General features: G+C 54.4%; 25 protein-coding genes. 12 read left to right on the top strand and 13 right to left on the bottom strand.

Annotation, left to right across the window (positions count from 1 at the left end; genetic code table 11):
• The first annotated feature begins 73 nt into the window (after window positions 1–73).
• Both DK391_RS44380 and DK391_RS20035 read left to right on the top strand, forming a co-directional pair.
• The gene (locus tag DK391_RS44380; RefSeq protein ID WP_162600869.1) at window positions 74–397 is read left to right on the top strand and encodes a hypothetical protein; all 324 of its coding nucleotides are present in this window, start codon (window positions 74–76) and stop codon (window positions 395–397) included.
• Window positions 398–645: 248 nt separating this feature from the next.
• Entirely contained in the window at window positions 646–1131 is a 486-nt protein-coding gene (locus DK391_RS20035) for an SET domain-containing protein-lysine N-methyltransferase (RefSeq protein WP_109479713.1), read from the top strand.
• Window positions 1132–1141: 10 nt separating this feature from the next.
• On the opposite strand, the gene DK391_RS20030 is transcribed toward DK391_RS20035, so the two are convergent.
• A complete protein-coding gene (locus DK391_RS20030; RefSeq protein WP_162600868.1) occupies window positions 1142–1663 on the bottom strand; it encodes a hypothetical protein in 522 nt (173 codons plus the stop codon).
• Window positions 1664–2067: 404 nt separating this feature from the next.
• On the bottom strand, window positions 2068–2916 hold the full coding sequence (locus DK391_RS20025; RefSeq protein ID WP_109479711.1) for a WYL domain-containing protein: 849 nt from the start codon (window positions 2914–2916) through the stop codon (window positions 2068–2070).
• Window positions 2917–3094: 178 nt separating this feature from the next.
• Between DK391_RS20025 and DK391_RS44375 the strand changes: the two genes are divergently transcribed.
• From DK391_RS44375 to DK391_RS20005, 4 genes are all read left to right on the top strand, one after another.
• Window positions 3095–3361, top strand: a complete 267-nt coding sequence (locus DK391_RS44375; protein WP_162600867.1) for a hypothetical protein — start codon at window positions 3095–3097, stop codon at window positions 3359–3361.
• A 2-nt stretch (window positions 3362–3363) separates the two neighbouring features.
• On the top strand, window positions 3364–5118 hold the full coding sequence (locus tag DK391_RS20015; RefSeq protein WP_109479709.1) for a ThiF family adenylyltransferase: 1755 nt from the start codon (window positions 3364–3366) through the stop codon (window positions 5116–5118).
• Complete coding sequence (locus tag DK391_RS20010) at window positions 5115–5597, top strand: Mov34/MPN/PAD-1 family protein (protein ID WP_109479708.1); 483 nt, start codon at window positions 5115–5117, stop codon at window positions 5595–5597. The genes DK391_RS20015 and DK391_RS20010 overlap by 4 nt, the downstream gene beginning before the upstream one ends.
• Before the next feature lie 132 nt (window positions 5598–5729).
• Complete coding sequence (locus DK391_RS20005) at window positions 5730–6560, top strand: hypothetical protein (protein WP_109479707.1); 831 nt, start codon at window positions 5730–5732, stop codon at window positions 6558–6560.
• A 339-nt stretch (window positions 6561–6899) separates the two neighbouring features.
• On the opposite strand, the gene DK391_RS20000 is transcribed toward DK391_RS20005, so the two are convergent.
• From DK391_RS20000 to DK391_RS19975, 5 genes are all read right to left on the bottom strand, one after another.
• Complete coding sequence (locus DK391_RS20000; protein ID WP_109479706.1) at window positions 6900–7976, bottom strand: hypothetical protein; 1077 nt, start codon at window positions 7974–7976, stop codon at window positions 6900–6902.
• Window positions 7977–7983: 7 nt separating this feature from the next.
• The gene (gene dcm / locus DK391_RS19995; RefSeq protein ID WP_109479705.1) at window positions 7984–9375 is read right to left on the bottom strand and encodes a DNA (cytosine-5-)-methyltransferase; all 1392 of its coding nucleotides are present in this window, start codon (window positions 9373–9375) and stop codon (window positions 7984–7986) included.
• 865 nt (window positions 9376–10240) lie between these two features.
• Complete coding sequence (locus DK391_RS19985; RefSeq protein WP_239482890.1) at window positions 10241–10837, bottom strand: nucleotidyl transferase AbiEii/AbiGii toxin family protein; 597 nt, start codon at window positions 10835–10837, stop codon at window positions 10241–10243.
• Window positions 10834–11649 carry a type IV toxin-antitoxin system AbiEi family antitoxin gene (locus DK391_RS19980; protein ID WP_162600865.1) on the bottom strand — a complete coding sequence of 272 codons (816 nt, stop codon included), beginning with the start codon at window positions 11647–11649 and terminating at the stop codon, window positions 10834–10836. Before DK391_RS19980 ends, DK391_RS19985 begins: the two co-directional genes overlap by 4 nt.
• 306 nt (window positions 11650–11955) lie before the next feature.
• On the bottom strand, window positions 11956–12171 hold the full coding sequence (locus DK391_RS19975) for a type II toxin-antitoxin system PrlF family antitoxin (protein ID WP_109479726.1): 216 nt from the start codon (window positions 12169–12171) through the stop codon (window positions 11956–11958).
• 1675 nt (window positions 12172–13846) lie between these two features.
• Between DK391_RS19975 and DK391_RS19965 the strand changes: the two genes are divergently transcribed.
• Window positions 13847–14263, top strand: coding sequence for a hypothetical protein (locus tag DK391_RS19965; protein WP_109479701.1), 417 nt, complete (start codon window positions 13847–13849; stop codon window positions 14261–14263).
• A 116-nt stretch (window positions 14264–14379) separates the two neighbouring features.
• A complete protein-coding gene (locus tag DK391_RS44370) occupies window positions 14380–14541 on the top strand; it encodes a hypothetical protein (RefSeq protein WP_162600864.1) in 162 nt (53 codons plus the stop codon).
• A gap of 180 nt (window positions 14542–14721) precedes the next feature.
• Here DK391_RS44370 and DK391_RS19960 read toward each other — a convergent pair whose 3' ends face one another.
• Complete coding sequence (locus DK391_RS19960) at window positions 14722–15273, bottom strand: hypothetical protein (RefSeq protein ID WP_109479700.1); 552 nt, start codon at window positions 15271–15273, stop codon at window positions 14722–14724.
• A gap of 613 nt (window positions 15274–15886) precedes the next feature.
• Here DK391_RS19960 and DK391_RS19955 point away from each other — a divergent pair.
• A complete protein-coding gene (locus tag DK391_RS19955; RefSeq protein WP_109479699.1) occupies window positions 15887–16594 on the top strand; it encodes a hypothetical protein in 708 nt (235 codons plus the stop codon).
• A 657-nt stretch (window positions 16595–17251) separates the two neighbouring features.
• Here DK391_RS19955 and DK391_RS19950 read toward each other — a convergent pair.
• From DK391_RS19950 to DK391_RS19935, 3 genes are all read right to left on the bottom strand, one after another.
• The gene (locus DK391_RS19950; protein ID WP_109479698.1) at window positions 17252–18328 is read right to left on the bottom strand and encodes a porin; all 1077 of its coding nucleotides are present in this window, start codon (window positions 18326–18328) and stop codon (window positions 17252–17254) included.
• A 257-nt stretch (window positions 18329–18585) separates the two neighbouring features.
• Window positions 18586–19098, bottom strand: coding sequence for a hypothetical protein (locus tag DK391_RS19940; protein WP_162600863.1), 513 nt, complete (start codon window positions 19096–19098; stop codon window positions 18586–18588).
• Between the two features lie 1099 nt (window positions 19099–20197).
• Window positions 20198–20488, bottom strand: a complete 291-nt coding sequence (locus DK391_RS19935) for a DUF4148 domain-containing protein (protein ID WP_109479696.1) — start codon at window positions 20486–20488, stop codon at window positions 20198–20200.
• 132 nt (window positions 20489–20620) lie between these two features.
• On the opposite strand from DK391_RS19935, the gene DK391_RS19930 reads away from it, so the two are divergent.
• Window positions 20621–20881 (top strand): SDR family oxidoreductase, encoded by a 261-nt coding sequence (locus DK391_RS19930; RefSeq protein ID WP_109479695.1) that lies wholly within the window; start codon window positions 20621–20623, stop codon window positions 20879–20881.
• 570 nt (window positions 20882–21451) lie between these two features.
• On the opposite strand, the gene DK391_RS19925 is transcribed toward DK391_RS19930, so the two are convergent.
• The gene (locus tag DK391_RS19925; protein WP_109479694.1) at window positions 21452–22015 is read right to left on the bottom strand and encodes a hypothetical protein; all 564 of its coding nucleotides are present in this window, start codon (window positions 22013–22015) and stop codon (window positions 21452–21454) included.
• A gap of 260 nt (window positions 22016–22275) precedes the next feature.
• Between DK391_RS19925 and DK391_RS19920 the strand changes: the two genes are divergently transcribed.
• Window positions 22276–22950: a hypothetical protein gene (locus DK391_RS19920; protein ID WP_109479693.1), complete on the top strand. Its 675-nt coding sequence runs from the start codon at window positions 22276–22278 to the stop codon at window positions 22948–22950.
• Between the two features lie 183 nt (window positions 22951–23133).
• Here DK391_RS19920 and DK391_RS19915 read toward each other — a convergent pair whose 3' ends face one another.
• On the bottom strand, window positions 23134–24519 hold the full coding sequence (locus tag DK391_RS19915; protein WP_343225435.1) for an MATE family efflux transporter: 1386 nt from the start codon (window positions 24517–24519) through the stop codon (window positions 23134–23136).
• Between the two features lie 155 nt (window positions 24520–24674).
• Here DK391_RS19915 and DK391_RS19910 point away from each other — a divergent pair, with 155 nt between their 5' ends.
• Window positions 24675–25133, top strand: a complete 459-nt coding sequence (locus DK391_RS19910; protein ID WP_109479691.1) for a MarR family winged helix-turn-helix transcriptional regulator — start codon at window positions 24675–24677, stop codon at window positions 25131–25133.
• Window positions 25134–25511: the final 378 nt, after the last annotated feature.

Below are 25511 nucleotides of genomic sequence, written 5' to 3'. Positions count from 1 at the left end.
CATATATTTGAAACGGATTTTCCGTGTGCCAGTATTTGCCAAGAGTGGAGGATACTAAGCGGTCGGGGGAAGCATGGGAAGTAGCAGACTTGTTTGGGCGGCTAATCCGCACAACGGTGATGGTGTTGTGTTTCAAGTCCGTGTTCTAAAGGGACTTCAGCGTTTTCACGTTTCACGCCATACTCTTGAAAAGGCGCTTGGCCTCGCGCCTCAGGTATCCGACGCCAGGCAGCTGGAAGTGTTCTTCAAGCATCTGACCAGTTTCATCGATATTGCACTCAGGAAACGGCCGCTGGCAGCCAACGATACGGCACCAATTTTCGTCGACGATATGGTCGAGTATGAGAGCGTGCGAAGCGAAGCTGGAACAGGTTCAGGTAACTTCGCGGCTGCCTAGACGCGGTCTGTTGCCGGAACTACAACTTTGCTTGCTACCTCCAGCAACACTACCTTTCGGTCGAAGCGTTGATTGGCCGGGAGCGCTTTGTCCGGTCGACGCGAACCATAGGGGCGGTCCAAAAAAACGCGTTCGAGTCTCCTTAACGCTAAAAACGGATGCGACAGACCATGCTTCGCCGCGAAGCAGCAAGATGTTCGCTGGCTCGTCGTCTCTTCGGAACAACGCGCGCAGGCGAGGATTTGATCATGGAATCAGCGAAGTCGAACCGGCGAAGACAGTCGAAGCGACGCTTTTCAGTCAGGACGTCATCCATCCACGGAAACGGCGTGTTCGCAACAGTGAGCATCGGTGATGGCGAGCTTATCTGCGAGTACAAAGGCCAACTGGTCTCGTGGGAAGTCGCAATGAATGGTCCTCCGCGCAACCTCGCGCAACCGGATCATACGTTCTACTTCGATATCGGAAACGGCTATGTCATCGACGGCTCGATCGGCGGCAACAGTGCACGGTGGATCAATCATTCATGTGCTCCGAACTGCGAGCCAGAGCTGGACGCCGGTCGCATATTTATCCGAGCTTCGCGACAGATTAACGCTGGTGAGGAATTGAGCATTGACTATGCGCTCAGTGGCGAGGAGAAAGTTTCGAAGGCGCTTCGCAAACGCTACGCGTGCTACTGCGGAGCCTCCGATTGTCGGGGCACGATGATCGCTGGAAGGAAGTCGAGGTGATGCAAAGGCGCTAGCCGGGGATTCGGCTATCGATATCGAAAATGTCGAACACTTCGACTACCGTGGGCTCCACTTGTGCATGAAGGTTCGTACCTCGTTGATTCCAATGTGCCGATGTATCGGCTGCTAGTGATGCTCGCAAAAGTCCATTACTCACGGCATCGGAGTATGGATAGTCGGAAATCGCGACCTCGTCTGCGAGAATCCAGACTACTACCAATCGCTTGTATTGCAGTGGAGCTGCACCCGTGACGGCGGGCTCTGACAATGCGACCGCGCCGCCCGCCAGCATCAGGCAAGCTCGTCGCTTTCGATCGGGAGTTGTGCGCACATCGCTGTAGATGCGCCGGTTATGTATCTGGACGTCCTTGCTTGCGACGTGGGGTACAGCGACAATAATGCACCGTTCCTGAGTGCGAGCTCCCTGGATGAATATGCTTTCCATTGGAACAACATATGCGCTTGACGAACTGCCTCGTTCGTCCATGTGAGCATGAATGGAGCCGAGCAAATCGACATCGAGCTCTTCCAATAGAGCGTCGCCTGTGGTCGATAGTGTAAGCATTGTTGTTATCGTTGCGGAGCTCGGTTCTCCGGGTAGGTGATCTGAGTCGTACGCGGTCAGAACATCGTTATCTCGAAACCACCGCCAACGTTGGCGTCACTCCCGGAACGCTCCAAACGGGGGATCCCCGGTCTCGTCATGTGGTCTCGATTTTGGCCAAATCAACAGGGCGACGAGTAGCGCGAGATTACACGTGGAAACGGAAAAATACAACAAATTCAATAATTTAGTTTGATTCTCGAATCTCGGCGTACTCGCGCGTTGTGGAAGGCGCCGTACGGATGCCGGCTATGCACTTCGACCTCTAATTCGCTCGAGCAAGGATTTCAGTCGCGACTCAGACCGATGTGGCAACTATCAGGCGATTGGTATTATGGCTGCAAGGCCCAGTCCGGGACTCCCGCTTCCCGAAGGTACTGGCGATTTGAGAGATAAAGTTGCTGCGCGCGAGGATTGCCTGAAGCGTCTGGCGAAAAATCCACGTGCCAGTGACGCAGGAAGTATCCGACCAGGCAAGCTCTCAGCTTGACGGTCTTCGCCCCGTCATTCATGTCGTAGTCAGCGGCGGTCGTTTCCGGATGAAGTGCTTTGGGGTGGGGGGACAGTTGACGCACGACTTCATTATTCCAGTCACGGTCTTTTGATAGTCCAACTTCTGAGTTGCCGGTCGCGGTGACACGTCCAAACCGCGTGAGGCCGAAATCACGAAACTCCTCGTGCTCGTGATCGTAACAGCGGATATGCCAGCGCAAACCATCGTTGACCAGTGCGAGTGGCGATAGCTTCCGCAATTGTGTACCCGTCGTCAGCGATGAGTATTCGACACGCACCCATTGATGCTGGTCTATTGACCTTGTGAGCGTTGCGGCCAGTTCGAGCGGCACTTGCCGTTTGATGCTCGTGCTAACCCAGCCAGGTATTCGCTTCGTCCTTGATGGATCGAAATCGACTGCACCGTCTCCCGCCAATGCATGGAGGGCCTGTTCGACGTCGTGGTCGAAATAAGGGTGCCCGTCGTCGTAGACGTAGCATTTTCGCCGCAAATCGTATCTCAGCATTGACGGAGCCATCTCCGCATACATCGACAGATCTTTGGTTGCAGCTGGTTCGCTGATACCAAAACGGCCCGTCAGGTCCTTCCGGCTGACCTGACCAGAAAACAGGGCCAGAAACTCAATGTAATACAGGCGTTCTCGTTGAATATCTCGCGGCAGGTTCACGTGCGCACTCCTTTGTCGCACGCATTGTAGGTGAGAATCAATTGTATGTTGTCACATTTAATATGTGGTCATAAAAAGTAGTTGTGTTGCGGGAATCTGTATGTAGAATAAATGCATCGGTCGCAGGGGCGACCGACACCGCTCTGCGGCGGTAATTGTGACTTTTGGGACACAAGTAATGAGCGAACACGACCGAAAGGATGCACATGAAAAGCGCGATCACGACCGTCGCGAACATGAGCATCGCAAGCACGATGAGCGTGAACATCATCGTCATCACGAACAGCATCATCATCATCGCGACGATCACAGCCATCATGGCCACGAACATGGACACGGCCACCAGCCGCCGCCGCCGCATAATCCGCCGGGCTCGCCCGGCGGCGGTCGTCCGAATCCCGGTTCGGGTGCTCCGAAGCCGCCTGGCCATCGCCCGGTGGGTTGATCATGGAAGCGTGGTGGATTCGCTATCCCGACGAGCTTGGTCGGGAGCAGTGCGCCCTTGATGCGCTCGGGTACTCCTGGTCGATTGACCAGGTGGCGATGGACGCGGGGCAAATGATTGTGCGGGTAGAGGTTGTTCATGACGGCGGTACGCTCGCACTCACCGCCACCTATCCCGATTCATACCCGTACTTCGCGCCGATGGTCACTGCAGATGACGCGAAGTTCGCACGTCACCAGCATCCGCTCGGGCGCAACCTATGTCTACTGGCGCGAGAAGGAGAAGACTGGTACCCGGGGCAGGATTCTTTAGCGACGCTAATCACGGAGCAGCTGCCGGCCGTCCTCGCGGTTAACCGTGAGGACGCTCTTTCCGAACAGGTTGCGAGTATCGAAGACCATGTCGGCGAACCGCTGTCTTCGTTTCTGCCTTATACCCAGGACTGTGTTCTGATCGTCCCGGACGGGACGCCGCCGCTTTCCGTGCGTAGCGGACGCCTTGAGCTCAGCCTGCGAGAAGTGCCGCCGCAATTCAATGATCGCTGCTTTGTCAGCGGCGTTGTCAAGTCTGTCTGCGATGTGCGCAGTACGCCTTTGGTGCGGTTCGAGACGACGATTCCGCCGTTCAATTCGTACGCACGTGGGTATTGGGCGAGGCTCGACGTGCGACCGGTCGTTTCAACTATCACCGCGGCGCCCCAAGAGGTTTTCAATCAGGCAGCGGCTGTGCTGCCTGAGTTAGTGAAGGCAATCCAGGCAGCCAAGCGCGGCGACGTGATCGTAGTCGGCCTCGTCTACCCCGATGAAGTGTCGTGGCGTACCACAAGCGATGACTGGATTTTTCTAGCTGTGCGCGTTACCCGCGAGGCCAGACGCTCTCAGCCGCCCGATGTACGGGCCGACTTTATACGAGCCGACTGGGGTGGTGAACGGGCATGGATGCGTAGAGCGCCGTTCCTCACGCCGCTTCGGAAGAAGCGGGCACTTGTGGTGGGGCTGGGCAGTCTTGGCTCACCGTTGTGCCTGCAACTGGCGAAGGCAGGCATTGGAGAGCTGCGCGTAATCGATTTCGACGTGCTACAGGTCGGAAACACTATCCGGTGGGGACTCGGTTGGCAGTATGCTGGGTTTCAAAAGACAACGGCGGTTATGGCGCATATCGCAAACGAGTATCCATACACGGCCGCCAGTGGTTACAACCTGCGAATAGGCGGTGTGAGGCAGGGTCCTTGGGACAGAACCCGTTCCGAATACGCGATTCTCCGGCAGGAAATACAGGAGGCCGACATTATCGTGGACGCGGCCGCCAACCACAGAGTCAGCCATTTTCTTGCGGATCTTGCGAGCGAAGTCGGGAAGCCCTACGTATGGCTGACCACCACTCATGGTGCGGCGGGGGGCATAGTCGGTCGCGTACAGCCGACAAGAACAGACGGTTGCTGGCATTGCTTCCTTCGTAACCTCGCGGACGGGTCGATTCGTTTGCCGGTAGACGAAGGTACCGACGAAATCCAACCGGGTGGATGTTCTCAGCCGACGTTCATCGGGGCAGGAATAGACAGTGATGCTATTGCTCATCTGGCGGCGCGTCTGACGGTCGCTACGCTGAACTCGGAAGAAGAGCACGGCTACCCGGATTTTTCGTGGGACGTCGCCGTTGGCGACCTTAGGCGGGCCCATATGTCGTTGGCGCCCGAGTGGACCACGTACAGTCTCGGCAAGAGGCATGACTGTGCCGCCTGTGGCACACGCGTATGACGGCCTTGTGGTTAGGCACCAAGGCGCTCATTGAGCTGAAGGCCGAAGCGCGCCGAATGTTTCCCCTCGAAACGGGGGGCGTGCTGGTGGGGTATGTCGGATTAAACGGCGAACCGGTTGTTCAGCACGTCATTGGGCCCGGCGAGCGTGCCCAGCACAAGCGGGAGCGCTTCGAACCTGACCATGATTGGCAATGCCTTCAGTTGGACCAGATGTATCGGGACTCTTCGGGGCAATTCGTCTATCTCGGAGACTGGCACACGCATCCAAATGGCAATCCACAGATGAGCTGGCTCGACAAAAGGACGCTACGCGGTATCGCGCGCCACCGAGAATCGGGGACGTCGCAGCCGTTGATGCTGATAGGTGCTGGAGCAGGTGAGGACTGGATGTGGCGTGCACATCGTTATCGCGGCACTCGTTTGAAAGGGCTGGCCGCCAGATTCGATTCGCTCGAAATACGATCGTTTGAAGGCTGAAGGGAACAGCTCATTATCGCTAGCTGGATGCTGCGACTATCGAAGCGGCAAATAAAAGGAAGACCATCGGCGTGTCGACGTTGGAAGAAGAATCGTGTCGACCGTCGACCCCGAGAAAAGGGCTAACGAGAAATGAAAGTCAAAGAATTGCTGTTGGACGAGGCGCTCCAAAGGCGAAAGAGGCTACACAAGATCTGCATTCAGATCGTGATTGTTTCTGGCATCTTTCTGGTTCTGTTCGGTATGAAAGCCGGTCGCCTTAACGGTTTTGGGGTTGTTTCGGAGATTGTTTGTGCCATAGCGTTGTGTTCAGGTACGGCACTGCGCATATTTCCCACGGTCACCGCAGCATGGCGCTCGCCATTCGGACGTATCGCCGTCATGTTCAGCAGCGCTTTCATTGCTGTTATCGCTACTTTACCGGCGCAATCGATTCTCATCGAGGCATTGCAACTTCCTGCCGGTGATTTTCCCTGTACCGCCGCTTTGCTAACGCTCTTTTGCTATCCGGTTGTCGCTGCCGTCATCATTGCCGTCGCGATTGGTTGCGTCTGGATTTTCACGATGGCGATTGTCGGTTCCCTTGCGCTTCCTTCATGGCTATTACAGGCAATTCCGTTTCAGCTTTTCGTGGTGGACTGGGGCAGCAGTCGAATGCGGACACTTTCGGAACGTATCCGAAAGAGAATGGAAATTTCATTGTTTGATTTTGTTGCCTATTCGCTCATGATTTGTTTGACGCTGAGCGTAGCGGCCGGATGGTATCACTTGATGGACCAACCAAACCTCGTACGGATTTTTGCTTACTGGGCGGACTATGAGAATCCTGGCCGGTATCCCGGAACCGAGCAACATAGATTCCGTCTTCACGACAACGGAGTCGTGTCCTACGCGGACTTTCGAAAGTGGGATGTTGACATCAGGATGTCCTGTCTGAAAGGCTTGTCGTGTCCAGGTGGGTAACGCTATTTTTGTTGCTGTGTGATACATCGTGCGGCCGTTGCGGCGGCCGCTGAGCGACGTCCCGCATTTCAGCTTGCCGATTACGTGTTCGAGACGCGCGTTTAACATGCGCGGTGCTAAGTCTGGAGTTTCGTCAATATTGCTGTTAATTTTTCCACGCCAGAACCAGGTCAACATTTCAGCTTCGCGAGAGATGAAGCTGAAATGTTGCGAGAGCATCGGTTTGGTATGCATCGTCGAACTGGTCGAGCATGACTCTCTAGTCAACCGGTCCCCACGCGTGAGCGACCAGTTTTGATACGACGCTGTCGGTCTGATGCGGATTTTGCTTCGCTGACTTCAGAACGGAATGGGCTCTTCGTCCCATTTTTCCCGATGGAGACGCTCACTTTCCCGCTGCGGCAGCACGGGACCTTCAAGTAACGGCATCGGACGAATTTCGCCAATCCGAATCACATGCGGATGAGTCTGCAGGAAGGCTTCATAGCCCACGCTCTCGTCGTCCATTTCAGGTGGCATCTCATAGCGAATGTGGGGATGCATGTAATTTGTCAGGTCCGTCACGGGGTTCCATGGATATTCGACCAGAAGGTTCATGTCGTCGCCGAGGTACAGCACTGGTAGGTGGTTGCGGAAGAGTTCGAGTGTTGCCGCGTTTGCATCCAACGGAATGAGGAATGGACAGCTACCGAGCGTCAGACTCCGCTCATTACGTTCAGTGTCGACCGAAATGTTCACGCTGTCCATGTTCGCTGGTGTGACGAGTGCTGAGGGCGTAATCCCCGCCGGAACGTTGACGACCAACGCGTATTCTTCGCGAGTGTGTATTGCGACGTTGCCGGGAAAATGCTCACGTGGTAGCAAATAGGCAATATCCGCGTTTGTGCTGGCGGCCCTGGGAAGGTCACAAAAATCCCACGCGCGCCCCCGCAACCTCATATTCGAATGGGGTGCCACTGACTGCACCGAATAGTCGTGCCAACGCCCCGCGCTGCCCCGTCGATGTTTGTCGAGCAGGAAGGCCGTCAGCAACGATTTTTCGTCGAATTGTGCCGTCGTTCCGGTTGATATGCGTGCAATCAACCCTGAGAAAATGAGGTGGTCTGTCTCGTCTTCGAGACCGCCTTGAGCGCCGTGTTCGAGAACGTATTCCGCTTTGATTGCAGCGGACTGGAGGTTTTCACAATACTCATCAAGTCTTGAGTGGAAGGCGTCATAGACCTGTTCACGTTCGAGCCGCTCAACGACCTCAGGGAAGCTTTCGCGCATCCATCGCTCGACGGTCTGAGTTTGGACTATCTGGTAGAAATCGATACTGTCGCCGAACTCGTCGAGAAGATACGCCGCGAGGCTAATTGCCGTTCGCAAGAGGGCCTTGAGCGAGATTGCCTTAATGTTGGTGTGGTCGAATTTCATGTGCTTGTCAGTTCGAGGAAAACACAGTATTAACTTCGGTTTTATCCGGATTGCCGCACACAGGTTGTGACTCGCTGTGCAGTCGATGTAGCACTTCACCGATTCGACGAACCAGGCCGGTAACAAGCGCGTTGCCCATCAGCATGGCCCGCGTTACATCTGATACGCCGGGATGCGCTGTGAACCCACGAGGGAAGGCGTTGAGCGCCTCGAGCTCCTCCGGTGTCAGTCGTCGGATGAGCCCACTCGCTTCACGTACGGCGTGCTTCGTGCGTGATGGCGAACTCCCGCCCTCTGACGTGATAATCGTCCGGGAGGGTTTATCTAACGGGTCCGGGAACGCCATCGCTCCTTCCGAGTATGTGTAATCGAACCCGTTTTTGTTGCGCGCGATGGCTTTCGGTCCCTTTGTAGCTTTCCAGGCTCCTTCCTGTTCCGGTTGCACGTAGAAGGAGGTGGGCACTGGGCCAGAGTTGCGGATGATGTCGCCAAGAGTCAGCGGCGAAGGCGAGCCGCAATATTCGCTGTAGTCGGCAATCTCGACAGCGCGGACGCTGCATGTGCGGACATGCCCTTCGAGCATCAGGCCACAGTTTGCAAATCGAGTCTTACCGTTTGACAAGGGGTGATATGAGAGCTGTTCGTCGAACGGGTCGTCACGCAATGTCAACGCGGGTTCGACTGCGTCCAGCGGATTGATAACGTCGCAAGGAAATGCTGAGGTAAGAGCGCAGCTAGCCTGCCACGGAGCAGAGGTCGTCTGGCAAATCGCGTGCATACGCTTATAAACGTCCGTGCTTTTGTGATAACCAACGATGAACGTGCGCCGACGGCGTTGTGCATGCCCGTAATCCGCTGCGTTGACGACTCTCCATTCTGCGGCGTAGCCGAGTGAGTTGAGGGTTGCGAGGATGACGGCAAAATCGCGCCCTCGGCACGATGCGGGAGAGGAGATAAGGCGGTCTACGTTTTCTAGAATGAGGTATTTGACCGGCTCACGGTCGTCCGTGCGCTGTTTAATCAGCTTGGCAATGGACCACCACAGGATGCCCTTTTTGCCTGCGAGTCCATCAGAGGCGGATAGCGGTTTCGCGACGCTGTAGTCTTGACACGGAAACCCCCCGACTAGGACGTCGGGCCTTGCTGTGCGAATAGCTTCTCGTCCTTCTTCGGATTCAAGGACTTTGAAAATATCCTCGTTGACATGCAGCCCGGTTGGCCAATGCGAGCGGTAGATTTCGCTCGCGTGCTGCTTTTTCCTTGAAGGCTCGAACTGGTTGGAAAGGGTGACTTCGTAAGGGGAGCCGTGTACCGCTTCAAGGCCAAGCCGGAATCCACCGACCCCTGCGAAAAGCTCTACGACGTTTAGTTTTTCCTGTTGTTGATTTTGCTCTGACATCCTGTTTCCTCTTAACGTTGGAAACAGGTGAAGCAACTGTTTTTATCCGGTATCTCAGAGCTTGGCGCAGCGGCGCGCTTGTCATCGCAGTACCGATGAATCTGAGGCTAGCTAGGGGGCTGCAGCTAGGTAGACGGGATGTGCCTTTAACTACGCGACGTGGACGAAATGCCACACTCACGAGCATGTGACGCGAACCACTCGTGCCATGTTTTCAATGTGTGTTGTTGATTAATTCCGGTTGATCATTGAAAATTTGGTCTTTTGATAATCCCATTTTCAATGGCTGACCGCCCACCTATCGGGGCTGTAATCCGCGAAGCGCGCCGCGCTATGGGGTACACGCAAGCCGGACTCGCGTCCCTCTGCGATATCACGCCGCAATATCTTTCGCTGCTGGAACTGGGCGAGGTGAACGTGTCGCTTGACACTTTGATGGCGATTTGTGTCGCCCTCGATGAGCCGCTGTCTTCGTTAGTGGTTAAGGCGGAGGAGTTGCAGGCAGGACAACGCCGTGCCGCCGCGGCCCAATCCCGAGTCACAGCGCGGTCAAAAAAATCTGATCCGTCGGGCAACTCTGGAAAATCGCGCACTGTCGCTGCGCGAGCCGCATCGGGAAAAGCACCCCGCAAACTGACGACCAAATCCAAATAAATAAATTCTGACTATTGATTTCGATAATTAATAGTCAGAATTAGGGGTGTTCGCGACAATCCCTGTGCCACGAAGGTGTTGGTAAACGTGCTCGGAATGTGATTTTTGCGAGCCTCTCTGGAGGCTCGCTTTTTATGCGCGCGGAAAGAGGTGAGTGGCAGTCTTCATCGAAGGCCTGCAACTCCTGAAACGCGCTAAATTTGGGCTTTTGCTAACAGTAACAGGTCTCGCCCCTGTCCAAGCTGCAACGACGCGCGCATTTGGTACCCAGCATTTCGTCGATATCAAACGATTTGACGGTGCACGTGGTGAGCACGCCGGTGTCATCCGGATACTTGAACTCAACGGGAACCATCGGATAGCAGCTAGCCCCTCCGGAAACGTTAGTCTCCACCTTCAGCGTAGCCTTGGCGGCCAAGGCGCTCTGAGTCGGTTCGTAGGAGTACGTCGAGCGCAAAATCTTCGACTTGCCCACCGCGTTGCGAACCGCCAGCTTGATATACCCGGCAACTGATTCTTGTGGCGCGCCCAGAATGGGTTTGAGTACGCGATGCAAAGCCTTGCGAATGTGGCTTTCCGGTCTGTCAGTCACGAGCACAACGTCGATGTCTTCCGAGTATCGGACAGCTGGCGCGAGATGAGCTTTGTGCAGTACCGTTCCGCCTCGCATGGCAACGTGTTGACTTAGGAACTTGTCCTGAAAAATGGCCGCAACGGATTGGGATAACAGATAGTCCCGCTCCACCTGGTCGTCATTTGGCCACGGTGCGTGCGTTCGCCAGCTAATCAAATCCTGCGAGGGAATCAAGCGATACTCTCCAGACTGGTATTAACGACGAGGTTCCAGCGCTGAGCGATTTGACAATTGTCGGCAGAGCTGGACGTATCTAGCCGGGTGCGCTGGGTTCGATGCGGGCTTAACCACCTGTCAACACGATGAGCGTGCCGGGTATGACCATATAGGTCGAGGAGGAAGCCGAATCGTTGAGCAGCAGCAACGTCACTTGCCGCGTTCAGTGATTCGGTGACGTCTTCCGGGTCGAGCTTTGGGGCGAGGTCACCAAGAACGAGTGCTGCCCGTTCGACGCCGCCGATTGCAGGTGCATGTCGAAGCATGTCAAGCAGTGTTGTGGCCTTCGAGCTTACCCGGACACGACTCTTCTCGGTTGGCAGCGTGACCGTCGGGGATTGTGCGAGTGATTGTTTGGCAAAAAACCGCAACCGAAAAGGACCTACCTCGAGGACTCGACGGGACGAGGGTACAAAAATCTGTGTTTCCAGAACACCGAAATGCGAAGACCCGTGTGCCTGCGCTGCGGACAGCAGGGCGAGCTGGTATGACGCTTCTTTCTTGGAGAGAAAATCGTGAATCCACCACAGAACGGGCGGTGCGCCACGATCTGCATGCTCGGGAGGTACGATTAGCCAGAGTCCCGAACCACGAGCGAGGGACGTGATAAGCCCCTGCGCGTGCAAGCGAACGAGCGCCGCTCGCGCGGCAACTGTCTTGCGGCCAGTGAGCAACTCAAAGTCCTTCGAACTAAAGCAGTAGCACGCGCCCTTCTGGAACTTTTTAAGGGCTTCGAGGCTGGAGTAGTTGCTTGTAGGTAGGCTATTCACGGGACAACTGGTGCACTGAACGTCAACTCGCGCAGACTGAATAGCGCGAACAAATGCTATTCGGTTTGCACGAGACTGCACAAAACGCCAACTGGTGCAGACTAAATAGTTGGATAATATGCTATTTAGTCTGCGTGAGATGACATAAAACGTCCGCTCACGCAGAGCAAACCGATCGGAAGGTGTTTGTGATTCCCTCAACAGCATATGGATGGACGCCCGCCTGCTTGGCGCGACCCGCTGGTTCAGAGCTTCAGCAGGTCCGAGTCACCTAGCGGGAGCGTTTCGTTTCAGGGAGACCTTCAGTTACCTCCACGGATTCATGTCCTCGACATGCACGTGCTTATCCGCCTCCACCAATCCAGCCAAATCCAGAAGCGATAGAGCTTTCGTGCGCACGATGACCTCGCCGCCCGGCGTGACATGCCACTGGAGACGAGTGCCTGGTTTAAGGTGAAGCGCTGATCTAACCTCCGCGGGGACAGTGGTCCGCCCCTCCGATGTGATCCTTGATTCGGCCATGGCTTGCTCGTCTCTTTCGTGCACCTGGACGGCCGGCATTCCGTCGAACCGGGAGGACGACCGCCTTAAGTCCTCTCTTATCGCAGCTTTGAATGACAGCATGAAATCAATGTGCGAGGAGAGCGGCCTTCATGCTTGGCTTCGGTGTTGTCGACCAGTTACGAACTGTAATACTACCGCGACAATCGTAGCGTCCGCGCTGACAACGTTAGTTGCGAGATCAACCGCCTGTTCCTCTCCGACAAAGATGTGAGCATGCGCGAAACCGCCTTGGACCTCTACCTCGATGCGCGCTTCCACAACCGGAGGACTACCTCCGCCATCATGGCGAGTAACAAATACAGTTGCGAGAGCGGCGCGCGGATCAGGGGCGTAAGGATAACTGTATCCGAACGCCCGAAGCGTCAATACAACGCGTTTCCAGAGCCCGACGCGAGGATCAGCTTCCGTCACCGCAGTCATCAAGGGTTTCAGCCGAACTGGTGGCCTTCGATGTCTTCCTGGGTAGATGGTTACCGATGTGCGCGACCACGTCGCAGCGTACGCGCGGGCCATACGTCTCATGTGTTGGTAAGCAGCATCGTCAGCCAACGTCTCGATAGGAGTGACGCCGCCCAGATTCACGTGTCTGGAAGTCAGATAGTAGAAGCGACACTCAGCAGGCGCCGGAACTAGCAAGCGACAGAGAGACCGCAGCCTCTTTTGGTCAATGTCCAAGTCGGTCAGGAGCCCCGGAAAGTACTGCTGGCCCTCAACATCTATTGAGAACACGCTGCCGGATCTCAGCAGGCGATTCAGCCGCGGCCTGCTCATACATAGCCGGGAGCGCAGGTCCTCTCCAGTAACCAGTTCTCTCGATTCGACCATGTTTCGACGCACAGTTAGCGCCTGTCGGCTTACCCGCCGACGAAAATCGTCTTCTGAATCCATTGCAAGGTAAGGGTATCGGGGAGTTGCGCGCAAAGAAACGACGCCAATATCGCCGCGGGAGGAGAAAGATTCGCGCGGGTGGTTCGTCTCAATCTTGCAAAACTGGATGCATGAGCGTACCGTATACTTCAAAGTATATATTGAAAAATAGAGTTCAACATATACTACGAAATAACGCGACGCGCAATCAGGACTAGCGAGCTTGTCCGCCTGTGCTGCGGAAGCGCAAGGAGTGACACGTGGAGGTCCCGAGAACCGATGTTCGGGTGTCGATTCGACCGGGCTGTTTGTATGGAGAGAGCGTGCTTTCGATGTAGTGGTTGTGGGCGAGTCGGCACACCTGCAGGAGATTTCTCAGGTGACGGGCTTCGGAAACATATCGAATGCTCCGAGAGCGTTCTGCATGAGCCAACCCGTCAGCTATGTGTCGTAACCCGGGAGTTATACACCAGCGATATCAGAAGGGTACCGGCGCGGAGGGTAGACGTCGTAAATCATGCGATGGTGAGCATTGAACGTTTCGATGAGTCATGCGAGGACGAGGTCGCTCCGATTGCCCGTATAGACGTACACTCGAGCGTGGTTCAATCAACGGGCTATTGACCATTGCTGGGTGTCCGATGATCCCTGTTGGTCCCATCAGGCGGACTTCGCGGAAGGAAGTTTGGGAGGTGGTAAGGGCTTTGCTCCAAAAGACCTTCGCGCGGATGCCGGAACAGTCCTACGACAAGCGAGTCACCATAAAATGAGCATCTACCTGTCGTCCGATGTCAGCGAGTTGCCGGAGATTTATCTCGAACTATGGTCGATTCGTGAGACAGCCAGTGGCGCAAGATACTTTGTGGGTTTCGACGTCGAGCAGCGAGACGGTAGAGTGAGCACTCCCATTGTCGAACTGGATTGCGTGCGCCGCGTGGGTGTCACAGAAAGCGGCCGGAAGTATTTCCTGCTAGGGCGAACTGGCCACAACTCTGACGCCGAATACGTCTGGAAGTGGTGTGTCGCAAACTGGCGCGTTGAAAGCTGGAAGGACGGCACGTCCGTGTTGATACCCGATTGCAGAAGCGGCGTTATACGTGCCGGCGAGATCATGCCTCAGGACGATGCATCACACCCAGCCGACGGCGGGAGTGTGAACGGCGATAATAAGTGCGTAGACTGAGCTAAATGTAAAGTGGGATGTCGGCATCAGGTACCACCAGGCGGGTGCTATCGCACGGCTGCAACTGGGCGAGAGTTCCACGCAGTCAATGCTGGTTCCGTGTGTGGAGGTTGCATGTGGAAAAGTTCAAACCAGACGAGCGTCAGCGCAAGCTGATCGAGAAAGGGTTGAAGTCGCACCGCAAAGCTCAGGCGCGTGGCAGACATGCCCCTGACCGGCTCATTGAAAAATGGAGCCACGAGGTGGGTATTGCCAGACCAAAGGAGAAAGGCAAGTAGGCGTCGGACAGATAGCTCTTTTGATATGCGAGAAGAATCTCGTGCACGCGCTGGAGATGCAGAAAAGAAAGCGGGGGAGTTTCCTTCCCCGCAGCGCGAATTTGAAGCTTGCCACCCAATCGTGCCGACAGTCTTCATGCAGAAGGGCGGACGAACTTTGCTTCGCAAAGATCATGAGGATCAATCGAGCATGTTTTCCATGGTTTCACGAATGTAACGAACAGCCTTCACCCCGTCCAGTTCGAGATACTTGAGGTGGGTCGACTCGCCCGATTGTGTGAAACGGGAGTGGAGCAGGTCATAGACAGTTTCATCGTCTCCCGAAAGAATTTCTTCGGGTAGCGTCCGCATCACAACAGCGCAGTGTTCGTCGAATTTCTTCGTCTGGATCGCGTTGACCAGATCTTCGTAGAACGACCCGCATCCCCATGCTGCCCAAGATTGAGAAACGGCGTTCATGTACTCTGGATTGTGACGCACCGTTTCATTAGCGAGCTGCTCCGGATCAACGTGACACCAAAAGCGCTTCGCCGGTGCGTATGCGCGTTCGATTGCTTCGATGAAGTGGCTTGGCAACACCCGCGAAGGATGCGTACGCGCCGAGACAATCTTTTTTGCCAGCGTGCTGTCAGGGATGGCGTCCGCGACGACAGGGATTCTCGCTACGTTTTCGGGAATGCGTTTCGTGCGCGAGTCCCGTGCGGTATCCCGCACAGGAGCGTTCGGTGTCATTGCGCGTTCACTTTTTGGTTGCATGAGAAATGGCGGAAGAATTTTCCTGGTTCATGGTCATATGAGATTAATGAGTCTGGACTGTGATTTCGGCGTATTCACTGAAACCTGATGATGTGAATCTCAGTCGATTAAGTGGGTGAAAATGTAATGCAGTCGGAACAAGGATGTCAACGTATAAATACTTATAATTCAATGCGTTGAGTAGTATTTTCTACTCAATTGATGCCATTTTTAACCGGTGCAAGCCGGCCGGACTTAATATCAAAACGATACAGAGGTTCGACGGCGGGATAATGGCTTTGGGAGGTTCCTTAAATGGCGCGAGGCCGAGTGCAAATAGATTTACATGAAACGTGCCGTTTCATGTAAATCTATTTGTATGTGCGCAGTTCTTGCCTTGTCGGAGGGGCGAGTCAGCGTTGTCGGGCGCCAGCGGCACACGCTCTAACTTGAGAGGTGTTGCGTGAGGATTGAGACCTGAGGGACCAGTGAAGACGATTTCATCGCTTCAGAGCACTGAGATCCGGGCGCATCGAGAGCACTGAAACGTGAAGTTCACTTTGTGGACGTATGAAACGACATCGAAGCAACTCAAAACGCGGGAGGAGCAATGCGTGAGGACTTGTCGAATGTTCTGCGGCAAAAATATCCGCTGATATTTGGTGGCAAGCCATGCGAGACGGCCGAGCAGGACATGGTGCCGTCGCCCTTTTCAATTAGAGGGTTTGAGTGTTCAGATGGCTGGTTCGATGTGCTCGACGTACTGTGCACCATGCTCCAGCTAACAACGCAGCGCGGCGCACCCCAGATTTGTGTGAGGCAGGTTAAAGAAAAATTCGGAAGACTCGTCTTCGCCGCTTCGGGCGCCGATGTTGAACAGCGAGCAATGATTGAGCTGGCGACGGCGATGAGCGAGCGTCTTTGCGAGATATGCGGTGGACCGGGTCAAACGTTCAACACCGGATGGATAAAAACCAGATGCCACGCCCATCTCGAGAGCGACGGAATGTGGGCGGAGGGTGAGTTCCACTACGGTGGTGAAGAAATCGCTGCGTTCGCTGTCTGTACCTGTCTCCGCTTCCCAGGTCCACAGGCGAAAAGCGTAAGGCTTTCTGAAAATAAAAACTGTTTCTTCACATGCTTTTCGACAGAGAGTGTGAAGATGAAAGTTCTACGGAACGACGGACAAGATAAGAGCGATGACCGCGACTTCCCACCATGGTGGGTGGGAAGCCCTTTGTTTATTGGAGCGGTCGTCATCCTATATTATGGGTACAAGCTCATGATTCTGGTCGATTCGATTCCAGGGGCACGTTAGTGTGTCTGGCTAAAGATGTCTCTCGCAAGCTTGCGCAAAGCGGCCGTTTATCGGTTTGGCCATCGATTGGGCAATCGTGAGTGAGTGCGTAGGCATGCGTTTCGGAAAGCAATGCGATTACTCGGGTCGACGCAGTGTCAAGAGTCCATCCGAGCGGAGGAATGGTCTTAAGCATTCTGTTGACGAACTCAGTGTCTTGAGCATGTAGTTTATCTTTCGACAGCAGAAGACTTGAGGTAGACCGCTTTTGTGATTTTTCGATGAGTTCGTCGGGAATGGAGCCGGAGTCGGGTTGCGTTAGGCTCCATTCAGTGAAGTGTTCATCGTCCACATAGGCGCGAGCGAGACGTACGTATTTTGTGGCGCGTCCCGCACGTGCTGTGTCCATTATCAGTATCGGGGACAGGAGTGTTCCGGAGAGGCTCGTCGAATCGAAGCGTGTACCGTCGACAAACGATCGCTCGTCCCGGGGATTGCTCGAGATATAGACAATGTAGAGATTGCTCGGATTCGGAAGTTTTTTCTTTCAACCGTATCCGCATGGACGTTTTTTTCAAATGAATCCACGCTAAAGCCGTGGTGTGATCATTCTGCTACTCATGCGAATTTTGCGGAGCTCCGTGATTCTCACGTCACGTCGCTCCATATCATTATCCGTTAGAACTTCGTCCGAAATCCGACGCTGACGGCCAGCTGATTGCGACTGGTCGAATAACCTTGATTGGTGTACGGATCAACGACCTGGAAGAGTCCCGCAACTTGCTTGTCAGAATTGCTGTGAGCAAAATTGACGTTCAGAGATACATCTGTGCGTTTGGAAAACAGATAGTGGATCGCAGTTGCAATCTGACTAATTTGAGCAATCGGATAATGATTATAGATGTAGCCAAGACCAGAATAGATCGATGGGGTGAACCGCCAGTTGAAACCGCCCTCTAGCACGCTAACGGTTTCGCTTCCCACCGCGGGCATTCCACTAACCTTGTTGTTTGTGTAATTCCCGAATAACAGCACCGATCCCAAACGGTAGCGGGCGCCAATACCCATGTTACGAACTGCGGTCCCTTGCATGGCTGCTTCTGCGGCCGATGCGATCGTTCCATTCGCGTCCGTGTAAGCTGCATCAATTACGAAAGCACTTCCGCTGTCGTAAGTGATACCGAAACTCTTGTAGCGCGGCGCACCTGCAGTCCCGCCGAAAGCACCCGCCTGATTGCTAAATCCGTACATGGCACCGACAGTGACACCCGCTATTGGATTGCTCACCAACTTGACTGAATTGTTCACTGACTCGCCGGCAATTCGGTCAATATCCCGGAAGTGAAATGCATAGTCGCCGGCAAACTGGGCTGCTGACGAATCAGGAAGGAGCATGTCGGACATGAAATCGTACTGGCGCCCCAGAGTCAGCTTGCCCCATTTGCTTGAGAGCCCGACAGTTGAAATGCGACTGAACATCTCGCCTGCTACACGCGCTGCACCGTTGTTAAGCAGAATGCCGCTTTCAAGAGTAAAAATAGCTTTGAGGCCGCCACCCAAGTCTTCTGCACCGGTCAGACCCCAACGACTCGGTTGATTGATACCGGAGTCTTCGAAGACGACGCTATGTCCTTTCTGGTTGCTCACGTATGTGATGCCTGAATCCAGAATGCCGTACAGTGTTACGGAGCTTTGTGCATGTGACGCCGCACTGAAAGCCACGCCAAACGCGGCAGCAACCATTTTCTTCTTCATACCGTCTCCAAACCGTTGATGTTTTATGATGGATAAAGGTCGTACAAGGCGATTCTCGAAAAGTTGTTCAGTCGCTGAATCACCGCCTCGGTCACGTCGCTGCCGACATTGTCGAAATAGACGTCAACACCGTCCGGCGTCGCTGCGGCAAGCGCTGACAGAAAATCAGGGGATTTGTAGTCAACGGTAGTAGTTACACCGAGTTCAGATTTGGAGTAGTAGCATTTAGAGGGGCCTCCGGCGATCCCAGCTACGCGTCACCCCTTGGACAGCGCCCATTGCGCTGCAATGGACCCGACCGCGCCCGCTGCGGCCGACACTACAACGGTTTCACCTTCGACAGGCTTTCCAATGAGCGTCATTCCCATCCATGCAGTCACTCCCGTCAGACCCGAGACTCCTAGATAGGCCGACACCGGAGCGATACCGGTATCGATTGTTTCGACCGCGGAACCAGATGCGACACCGCATTCCGACGACCCCAGATATTCGCTTACGAGCGAATCAGTCGGAATCTTGTCGCTGCGAGAGGCGATGACCTCCCCAACGGTGTCGGCGATAATGGTGTCGCCGACGACGATGCTCTCCGCGTAGCTTTTTTCTGTGGTCATTTTGCTGCGCTGATACGGGTCCACCGAAAGATAGTGTTTTCTGGCGGGGATTTGCCCATCGAGCAGCTCCGGAAGCTGCTGAACCTCCACGCGGAAGGTACTCTCGTTTGGCCACCCGCGCGGATGCTCCGCAAGAACGATATGTTTGCACTTCTCCATGCCGCCTCTCCAGTTACACCTCATAGACCATATAGTCTAGTGATGTCATAACACCCCAAGTAGAGGCCAAATATCCCTATTGCGTGCTTCTTGATGACGCAGTAGACTGCGCGGTCTATTTAACTTGCAAATCGTATGAATATGGGATCGTGATGACACGTGCGATCCGCGTTGTGTCGAAATGTTTGGTCGATAGGAAGGTTGCGCATGGTGACGAATCACTGATGTACCTGTCCGGCATGCCGGCCCGATACTTACAGGCAAGCAGATTTACAGGCAAGCAGAGATTGTGGAGTGACGCGGCTGTGTGATTCATCCCCATTTGAAGCGCGACGCTCAGTCTTTTTTTCGAGTCCGAGTGATCTGGTGGAAACGCGTTTCCTCAACCTTATAGGGCGTAGCGCGGAATCGTCCGGCGGCAAGACGAATTAGCCGTTTGCTCGCGTGACAAACGAGTTTCGCGGCTGCATACACCAAATTTGTGGGATTGCGCAGTGTTCAAGCAAAGCAGTGCAGAGCCGGTCGAGCAACTGACATCGCGCAAGATTGGTTCAGAGGAGGCAGGGGACGCCAGACGAGCGATTGTCAGGGCAATGGATGTGCTCTTCCGGAACAAGGCAGGGGCGTTTTTGACGATCGAAGAGGTGGCACGTCTGGCGGGTCTTGACAGGTCGGACACTTATCATCATTTCGGTTCGCTTGACCGTCTGATTCCGGTCACGCGGTCTGACAAGGAGCCCAGAAATACATCGCGACTCGGACGGCACATTGTCGTTCGTTGTGACAGATGAGAACGTCGTTGCTATTGCAAACGTTTACCCAATGATATCGATAAGATCGGGTCTTGATGGATGGCCGCATTCCTCCTGCTGGCTCCAGGGCGGCAGCTTTAAGAAGCCTTGTGAGGTTTTGGACTCTAGGGCGTTGGCTAACCTGCGTGCGGGAGGAGTGCGGTTGTCATCGCTTTCTTCATAAATGCAGTTCGCACAATTTATTGCCATTGGGTGATAACGCTGTAACGGTGGTGCTCCTGCAGCTTTAGTCGTGTCACGATAATACGAAATCCGGCATTCCCGTGTGGCTTTGGCGATACGGACCGTCAATTTTCGATGCTTTGACCGCCGTTATGCGTTCCCGATTGTGAAGCGTTGGAAATGGAGCCGCCGTATCCGCTCGTGTCCACACCGCGACCCGCGACGCGTTCCTGGGCAGCTTGCAGATTTGCTGGATAACGCCAATCATCTACACCCGGCATGTAACCCGCTTGCTCGAGTTTCACAAGATCAGCCTTTACGCTCGCGCGCGTTGCACCGTCACCCGGCTGTGCAATCGCGTACAGGGGTGCGCAAATCAAAGTAGCGACTGATGCGAATTGTACAAAACGGTTCATGGTAGATGCCCCTTCGAAGTTGTCGGTCTGCAAGCGTCGAAAGCAGCTCGCGTATTTGAAGTCTAGTTACCATTAGCGTAGGAATAAATGCTTTCAGTGGCACCTCACCCTTGTCAAATTTGACAACAGTGCATTTATTTTTCTGTCTTTGGTTGCGTTAGTCGATCACGGGTAAATGTTCTCAGCCCTGGTCCAATCGCCACACCGGCGCAGCAAGCTTCCCTCGCCGACGAGAAAATCGCTGCGGCGTTCAAGGAAAACGCAATCTCCGCCGTACCGCTAGGACGAGTAGGGCAGCCCGACGAGATGGGATCGATCGTTGCATTTCTGGCGTCGGATTCTTCCAGTTTCATTAACGGCGCAGACGTTCAGGCAGACGGTGGATGGGCGTAGGTCTGAATCCCGAGCACTGATCCTTGCTGATATCTGCGCTGACATATCCAGAGACACTTTACATCGGCTTTGACGTTAACGTCGATATGCTGGCGGTCATCGAGACCGAGGCATTCGATACCCTGAAGCCCGCGATCGCTTGCCTTCGTTGAGCGCCTCTCTGATCACCTCGTGCGAAAATTTCCCCTAGAAACCGGGCACTGTACGATAGACGTGGTCCAAAGCGAGTGTCAGTTCAGGGATATTCGGAATCCATTATCGCCGAAACTTTCGGATAGTTAACGAACTAGTGCTTTGAAGGCCTCATCAGCGGCGACATCTAGATTTTTAGCGAGAGAGATGTTTTTCACTCTACTTTAAGTCTTTATGCCTGAGAGACTTTTGAATTCGCTTTCAGTAGCGCGGTTGTTGATGATATGGTTACAGCGCGGAATCGCATGTTATCGAGCGTGTACAGCTCATAACGACTGCTTTCGGTATCGGAGGTGAGCTATCCTGCGCCATGCCGATAGTCTGTTAGCAATTATTGGCCTTCTCCTGTATGAACGAATTTGAGACGAAGCGGGACGGTTAATCGTTGGCAAGATTGATGCATTCAAAGATGCCGACAAATTCTGCTTGCGCAGCGAGTCTTTGCCACGCATGCGATTCTTCACTGGTCAGCGGCTTATGGTCTTCGGCAATAGCGCTCGCGATTTGCAATTCGTCAAGGACGTCATCGTTAATCTCGTAACTGGAGAGCAACGCTTCATTGTCGAACAACCAGAGAATATGAAAGTCGTCTTCGTGCCCGACGTCGGCCCAGTGAGGGGCCGACGAGGTGAGAGCTACAGTATCGTCGGCTAACATCAGGCACGACACGCGTGTGCCGTCTGCCTTCGGCTTGATGTCGAGATTGAATTCTGAATCAACGTCGCCGATTGCGTCGGAATCCAATCCGAACATCGGCAGAACGATGATGTTGCGGTCTGAAAGCCATGTTGGGACATGGGTCAATTCATCACCGGAGATAATGTAACTTGTCCGGCTATCTTGCTCGAGAGACATGAGGTGCACACGTTCGAACAGTGGCATGTTCAGTGCACCTTCGCCGCATTCGATGGCGTCGTAGAGAGAATCGAAGTAGCTTTTCATAAGTATAGGTATAAAATATTAATCGAAACTGTGCGCGTAATTTCGATTATTCGCATCAGTACTCGTGGTGTTTCGATTAGATTAAAGTTGGTTTCTGTATAAATCAATGGTTTATGAAAAATATCCAATTATTTATACATTATATAAATCTTTATGATTTTTTGAACTGTTTTTTGATGAATCGTATTTAAACGTTGATTTATACGAGGTGGATGATTAATCTCCATTCCATTCGCAATTTTGAAAGGAGATTGAATCCCATGAGCATCCTCAATGCAGTGTCGCAACCGTCTTCCATCCCTCTCGGTCTTATGATGCCCGCATCGGAGCATAAGGGCGCCCACGCTCGAGTTAGAGGTATGGTTCTGGAGCAGATGGTCAACTTTGACCCGTTGTCGTACGTAAATGCGCGCCGGTCGGTGTTCGATGTGTTTTTGGTAGGTACCACCGGCGAACCGTTACTGATGTTCTTTCTTCAACTGGAAGATGCGCGTTTGGTTTGGCTAGCCAATCCCGCGGAGCCAACCGTCTGGGCGGCGCTTGACACCTGGAGAGCGAATGGTTCGGTTTCAATCGCGCTGAGCAAAGGTAGCAGCAACACACACCTGTTTGTTATCCCGTTTCGGCAGCCTCTGGACGCGTCCATTCTGGCGCTGAGGCGTAGTAATCGCCTCAACGCATCACAGTTGACGATTGACTCGATTGCGCTGTTGATAACTCACGGTATCCATAACTTTGAGATGCCAGGCTTGCCCGTGCCTGCCTCGTCAACTGCCTGCCTGCTCCACACGCCTAAAGTAGACCAAGTCCTTAAGCGTCTCGGCTACAGTCCGGAATGGGACGCTGCGGCGTGTGCATTTCATGCGTGTTTCGTTGGTGACGGCGCGCATCACGCGGATATTTCCGGGATGGAATCCGCTGTCCGGCACAAGTAAGGACACGACACGAAGGCGTTCACGCGGTTGATATCTGGCAATGGTGTGGAAGAATGCCGAGCCTTGAATGTTCGGCATTCCATTAAGGATATCTTGCTATCGCGTAGGTCGTTCAGAGAAGATGGCAAAATCCCAAAACGTTGCACCAAAACCTGTCGTGGACGAGGTTGTGATAGGTGAAGTTCAGTCGCACAGCCAACGCCCTGACGCAACGGACCACAGGTTGATGATGCCGTACCCAAGCATCGCCAATGCGCCAAACGAAAAGAATAACGGGAGCGAGCGCGTCACATGTAGCGCACACGTGCCGGCACCGGCAAACAGAGCAAGGCGTAGCGCTCCTGCGCCCAGAGGCCACTTTAGCCGACCTGCTCCCTGTGCAGCGAGATACAGGGAGAAGCCCACGCCAAAGAGTCCGTAGAACGGACCTACGAGGCGCAGGTAAGTCGAACCCGTTTCAAGAAGTTGTTCATTTGCGCCGAACAGTCTTAGCCATCCGTGTGGCCATATGGCTGCTACGAGACCGACCAGTTCGGTGAGTACGAACGTCATCGCTGCCCCGGTGAGAGCGATGCTGCGTGCACGCTCGGGCTTCCCGGCGCCAAGGTTCACGCCGACCAATGCGACCATAGGTGCTCCCAGGCCAAATCCGATAGGCATTAGCAGATATTCAAGACGCGCGGCGGTTGCATAACCCGCGAGTGCCGCCGTTCCGGCGTACGCACCGACCGCTGCGCCCGTCAGAGCTATCAGAGCGTTCGTTAAGAGGGGGTTAATGCATGCAGGGATGCCGACCACAAGGATGCTTCGCAATGGTGCCCAGCGTATTGGACCCAACATTAGCCGGGCCGGATTACGTTCGCTCGAACAGTACGATGCAAGGATAAGGGTTCCGACTGCATAAAAAGCGACCAGCGCCCATGCTCCGCCAGCGACACCCAGTTTCGGCAGCGGACCGATACCGAAGATCAGGCAGGGCGATACTGGAATGAGGATTACAGCGCCAGCACAGTTCACTGCCCCGGGGACCGTCATGTTGCCAGTGCCGCGAATAACACTCGCAAGAGCGTTCATCGCCCACATCAGCGGCAGCCCGGCAAAGAGTATGTGTCCGTAAGTGGTAGCTGCTTCGAGTGCCGCACCGTTCGCGCCGAGCATGTGGAAAAGTGGCCTCGCGAATATCAACAGGGCCGCCGAGAACACGGTGCCAACAATGGTATTGAACGTCACCGCGTGGCGGGCAAGCTGATTGGCCAATTCGGTGTTGCCGGCCCCAAGCGTGCGAGCGACAGATGACGAAATTCCGCCGCCGATCGCTCCGCCTGACATGGTCTGCATCAGCATCAAAACTGGCATGATCACAGCTACCCCAGCCAGCACCTGGGTGCCAAGTTTCGCGAGAAACCAGGTCTCTACAAGGCCAGTTGACGATTGTGCCAGCATCATGAGCATGTTCGACCAGCCCATCCGCGCGAGCAAGGGCGCGATTGGCGCTTCCAACATGGCGTGGATACGGGCATGAGAGCGATGCGGCACTCGAACTGCCGTTTGCGGAGGAATGGCGCTCATCGACACTTTCCCTGATCAGATATGCGGGTATATGCACATAATTTTACATGCTCAATGTACTTGCCCGTGCGGACATGAATCAACACACTTGACAGCAACATTCTGTTGCGCCGACCATATCGGGTCGGAATATTGCGTCTACGGAGTTGCTTGAAGTGTCACGGTCAAATGCACGAGATTCTCAGGTTTGCAACGGAGCCGTACTGCGCAAGGCAGCACGGCGACTCTCGCAGCTCTACGATTCTGTTCTGGCTCCTTGCGGGCTCAGCGTGGCTCAGCGAGCGATCCTGGTGAACGTTCAACGGGCAGGTAACCCGACCATGACCGAACTGGCACACTCACTGGTGCTCGACCGCTCAGCACTTGCACGTAACATTAAGCCACTAGAGCGCGATGGATACCTTGTTCAGAGACCAGATCTCGATGATGGTCGTAGTCGCCGCATGGAGTTGACTCCGGCTGGACGGGCGAAACTCGCTGAATCGAACCGTCTGTGGCGCAAGGCCCAGAATCGCTTCGAGGATGTGTATGGTGAAAAGCGGGCCGCAGCGTTGCGCGGAGCGTTGGCAGAGATTTACTCCGACGAATTCGCGGTCGCATTTGGTCAACCGTAAGCTGAATGTTGGGTTGACCGCCGGCGCCAGTTTCTTCGGCCGTTTCGGTCATCAGTTCGACCGCATGTCAACTCGAAATCAAGATAAGCAATGAGCATTCAGGAGAGGGCCGCAGAGGCTGCATATGAAATTGCCGTTTCCGCGAACGGAGATACGCTTTGGTTGAATGGCGGAGACGGACCGTGCTGGGCGCGCTTCAGCAAGCGTTGGGGTATCGACGTGCATCGAAGTGAGGCGATGGGCGATGCGGCGCATTGTCTATATTGCACGCACGGTCGAACCACTGAGGCGGACTGGGTCACATTTTGCGCAGAAGTTCTCCGACATCACGGAATTGATATCGCCCACGACGCGCTGACGTTCCCTTGAGCATCGTCG

Source organism: Paraburkholderia sp. C35 (assembly GCF_003121405.1).
In the GTDB taxonomy this organism is placed as follows: Bacteria; Pseudomonadota; Gammaproteobacteria; order Burkholderiales; family Burkholderiaceae; genus Paraburkholderia.
This window is presented reverse-complemented; position numbering and strand designations above follow the sequence as displayed.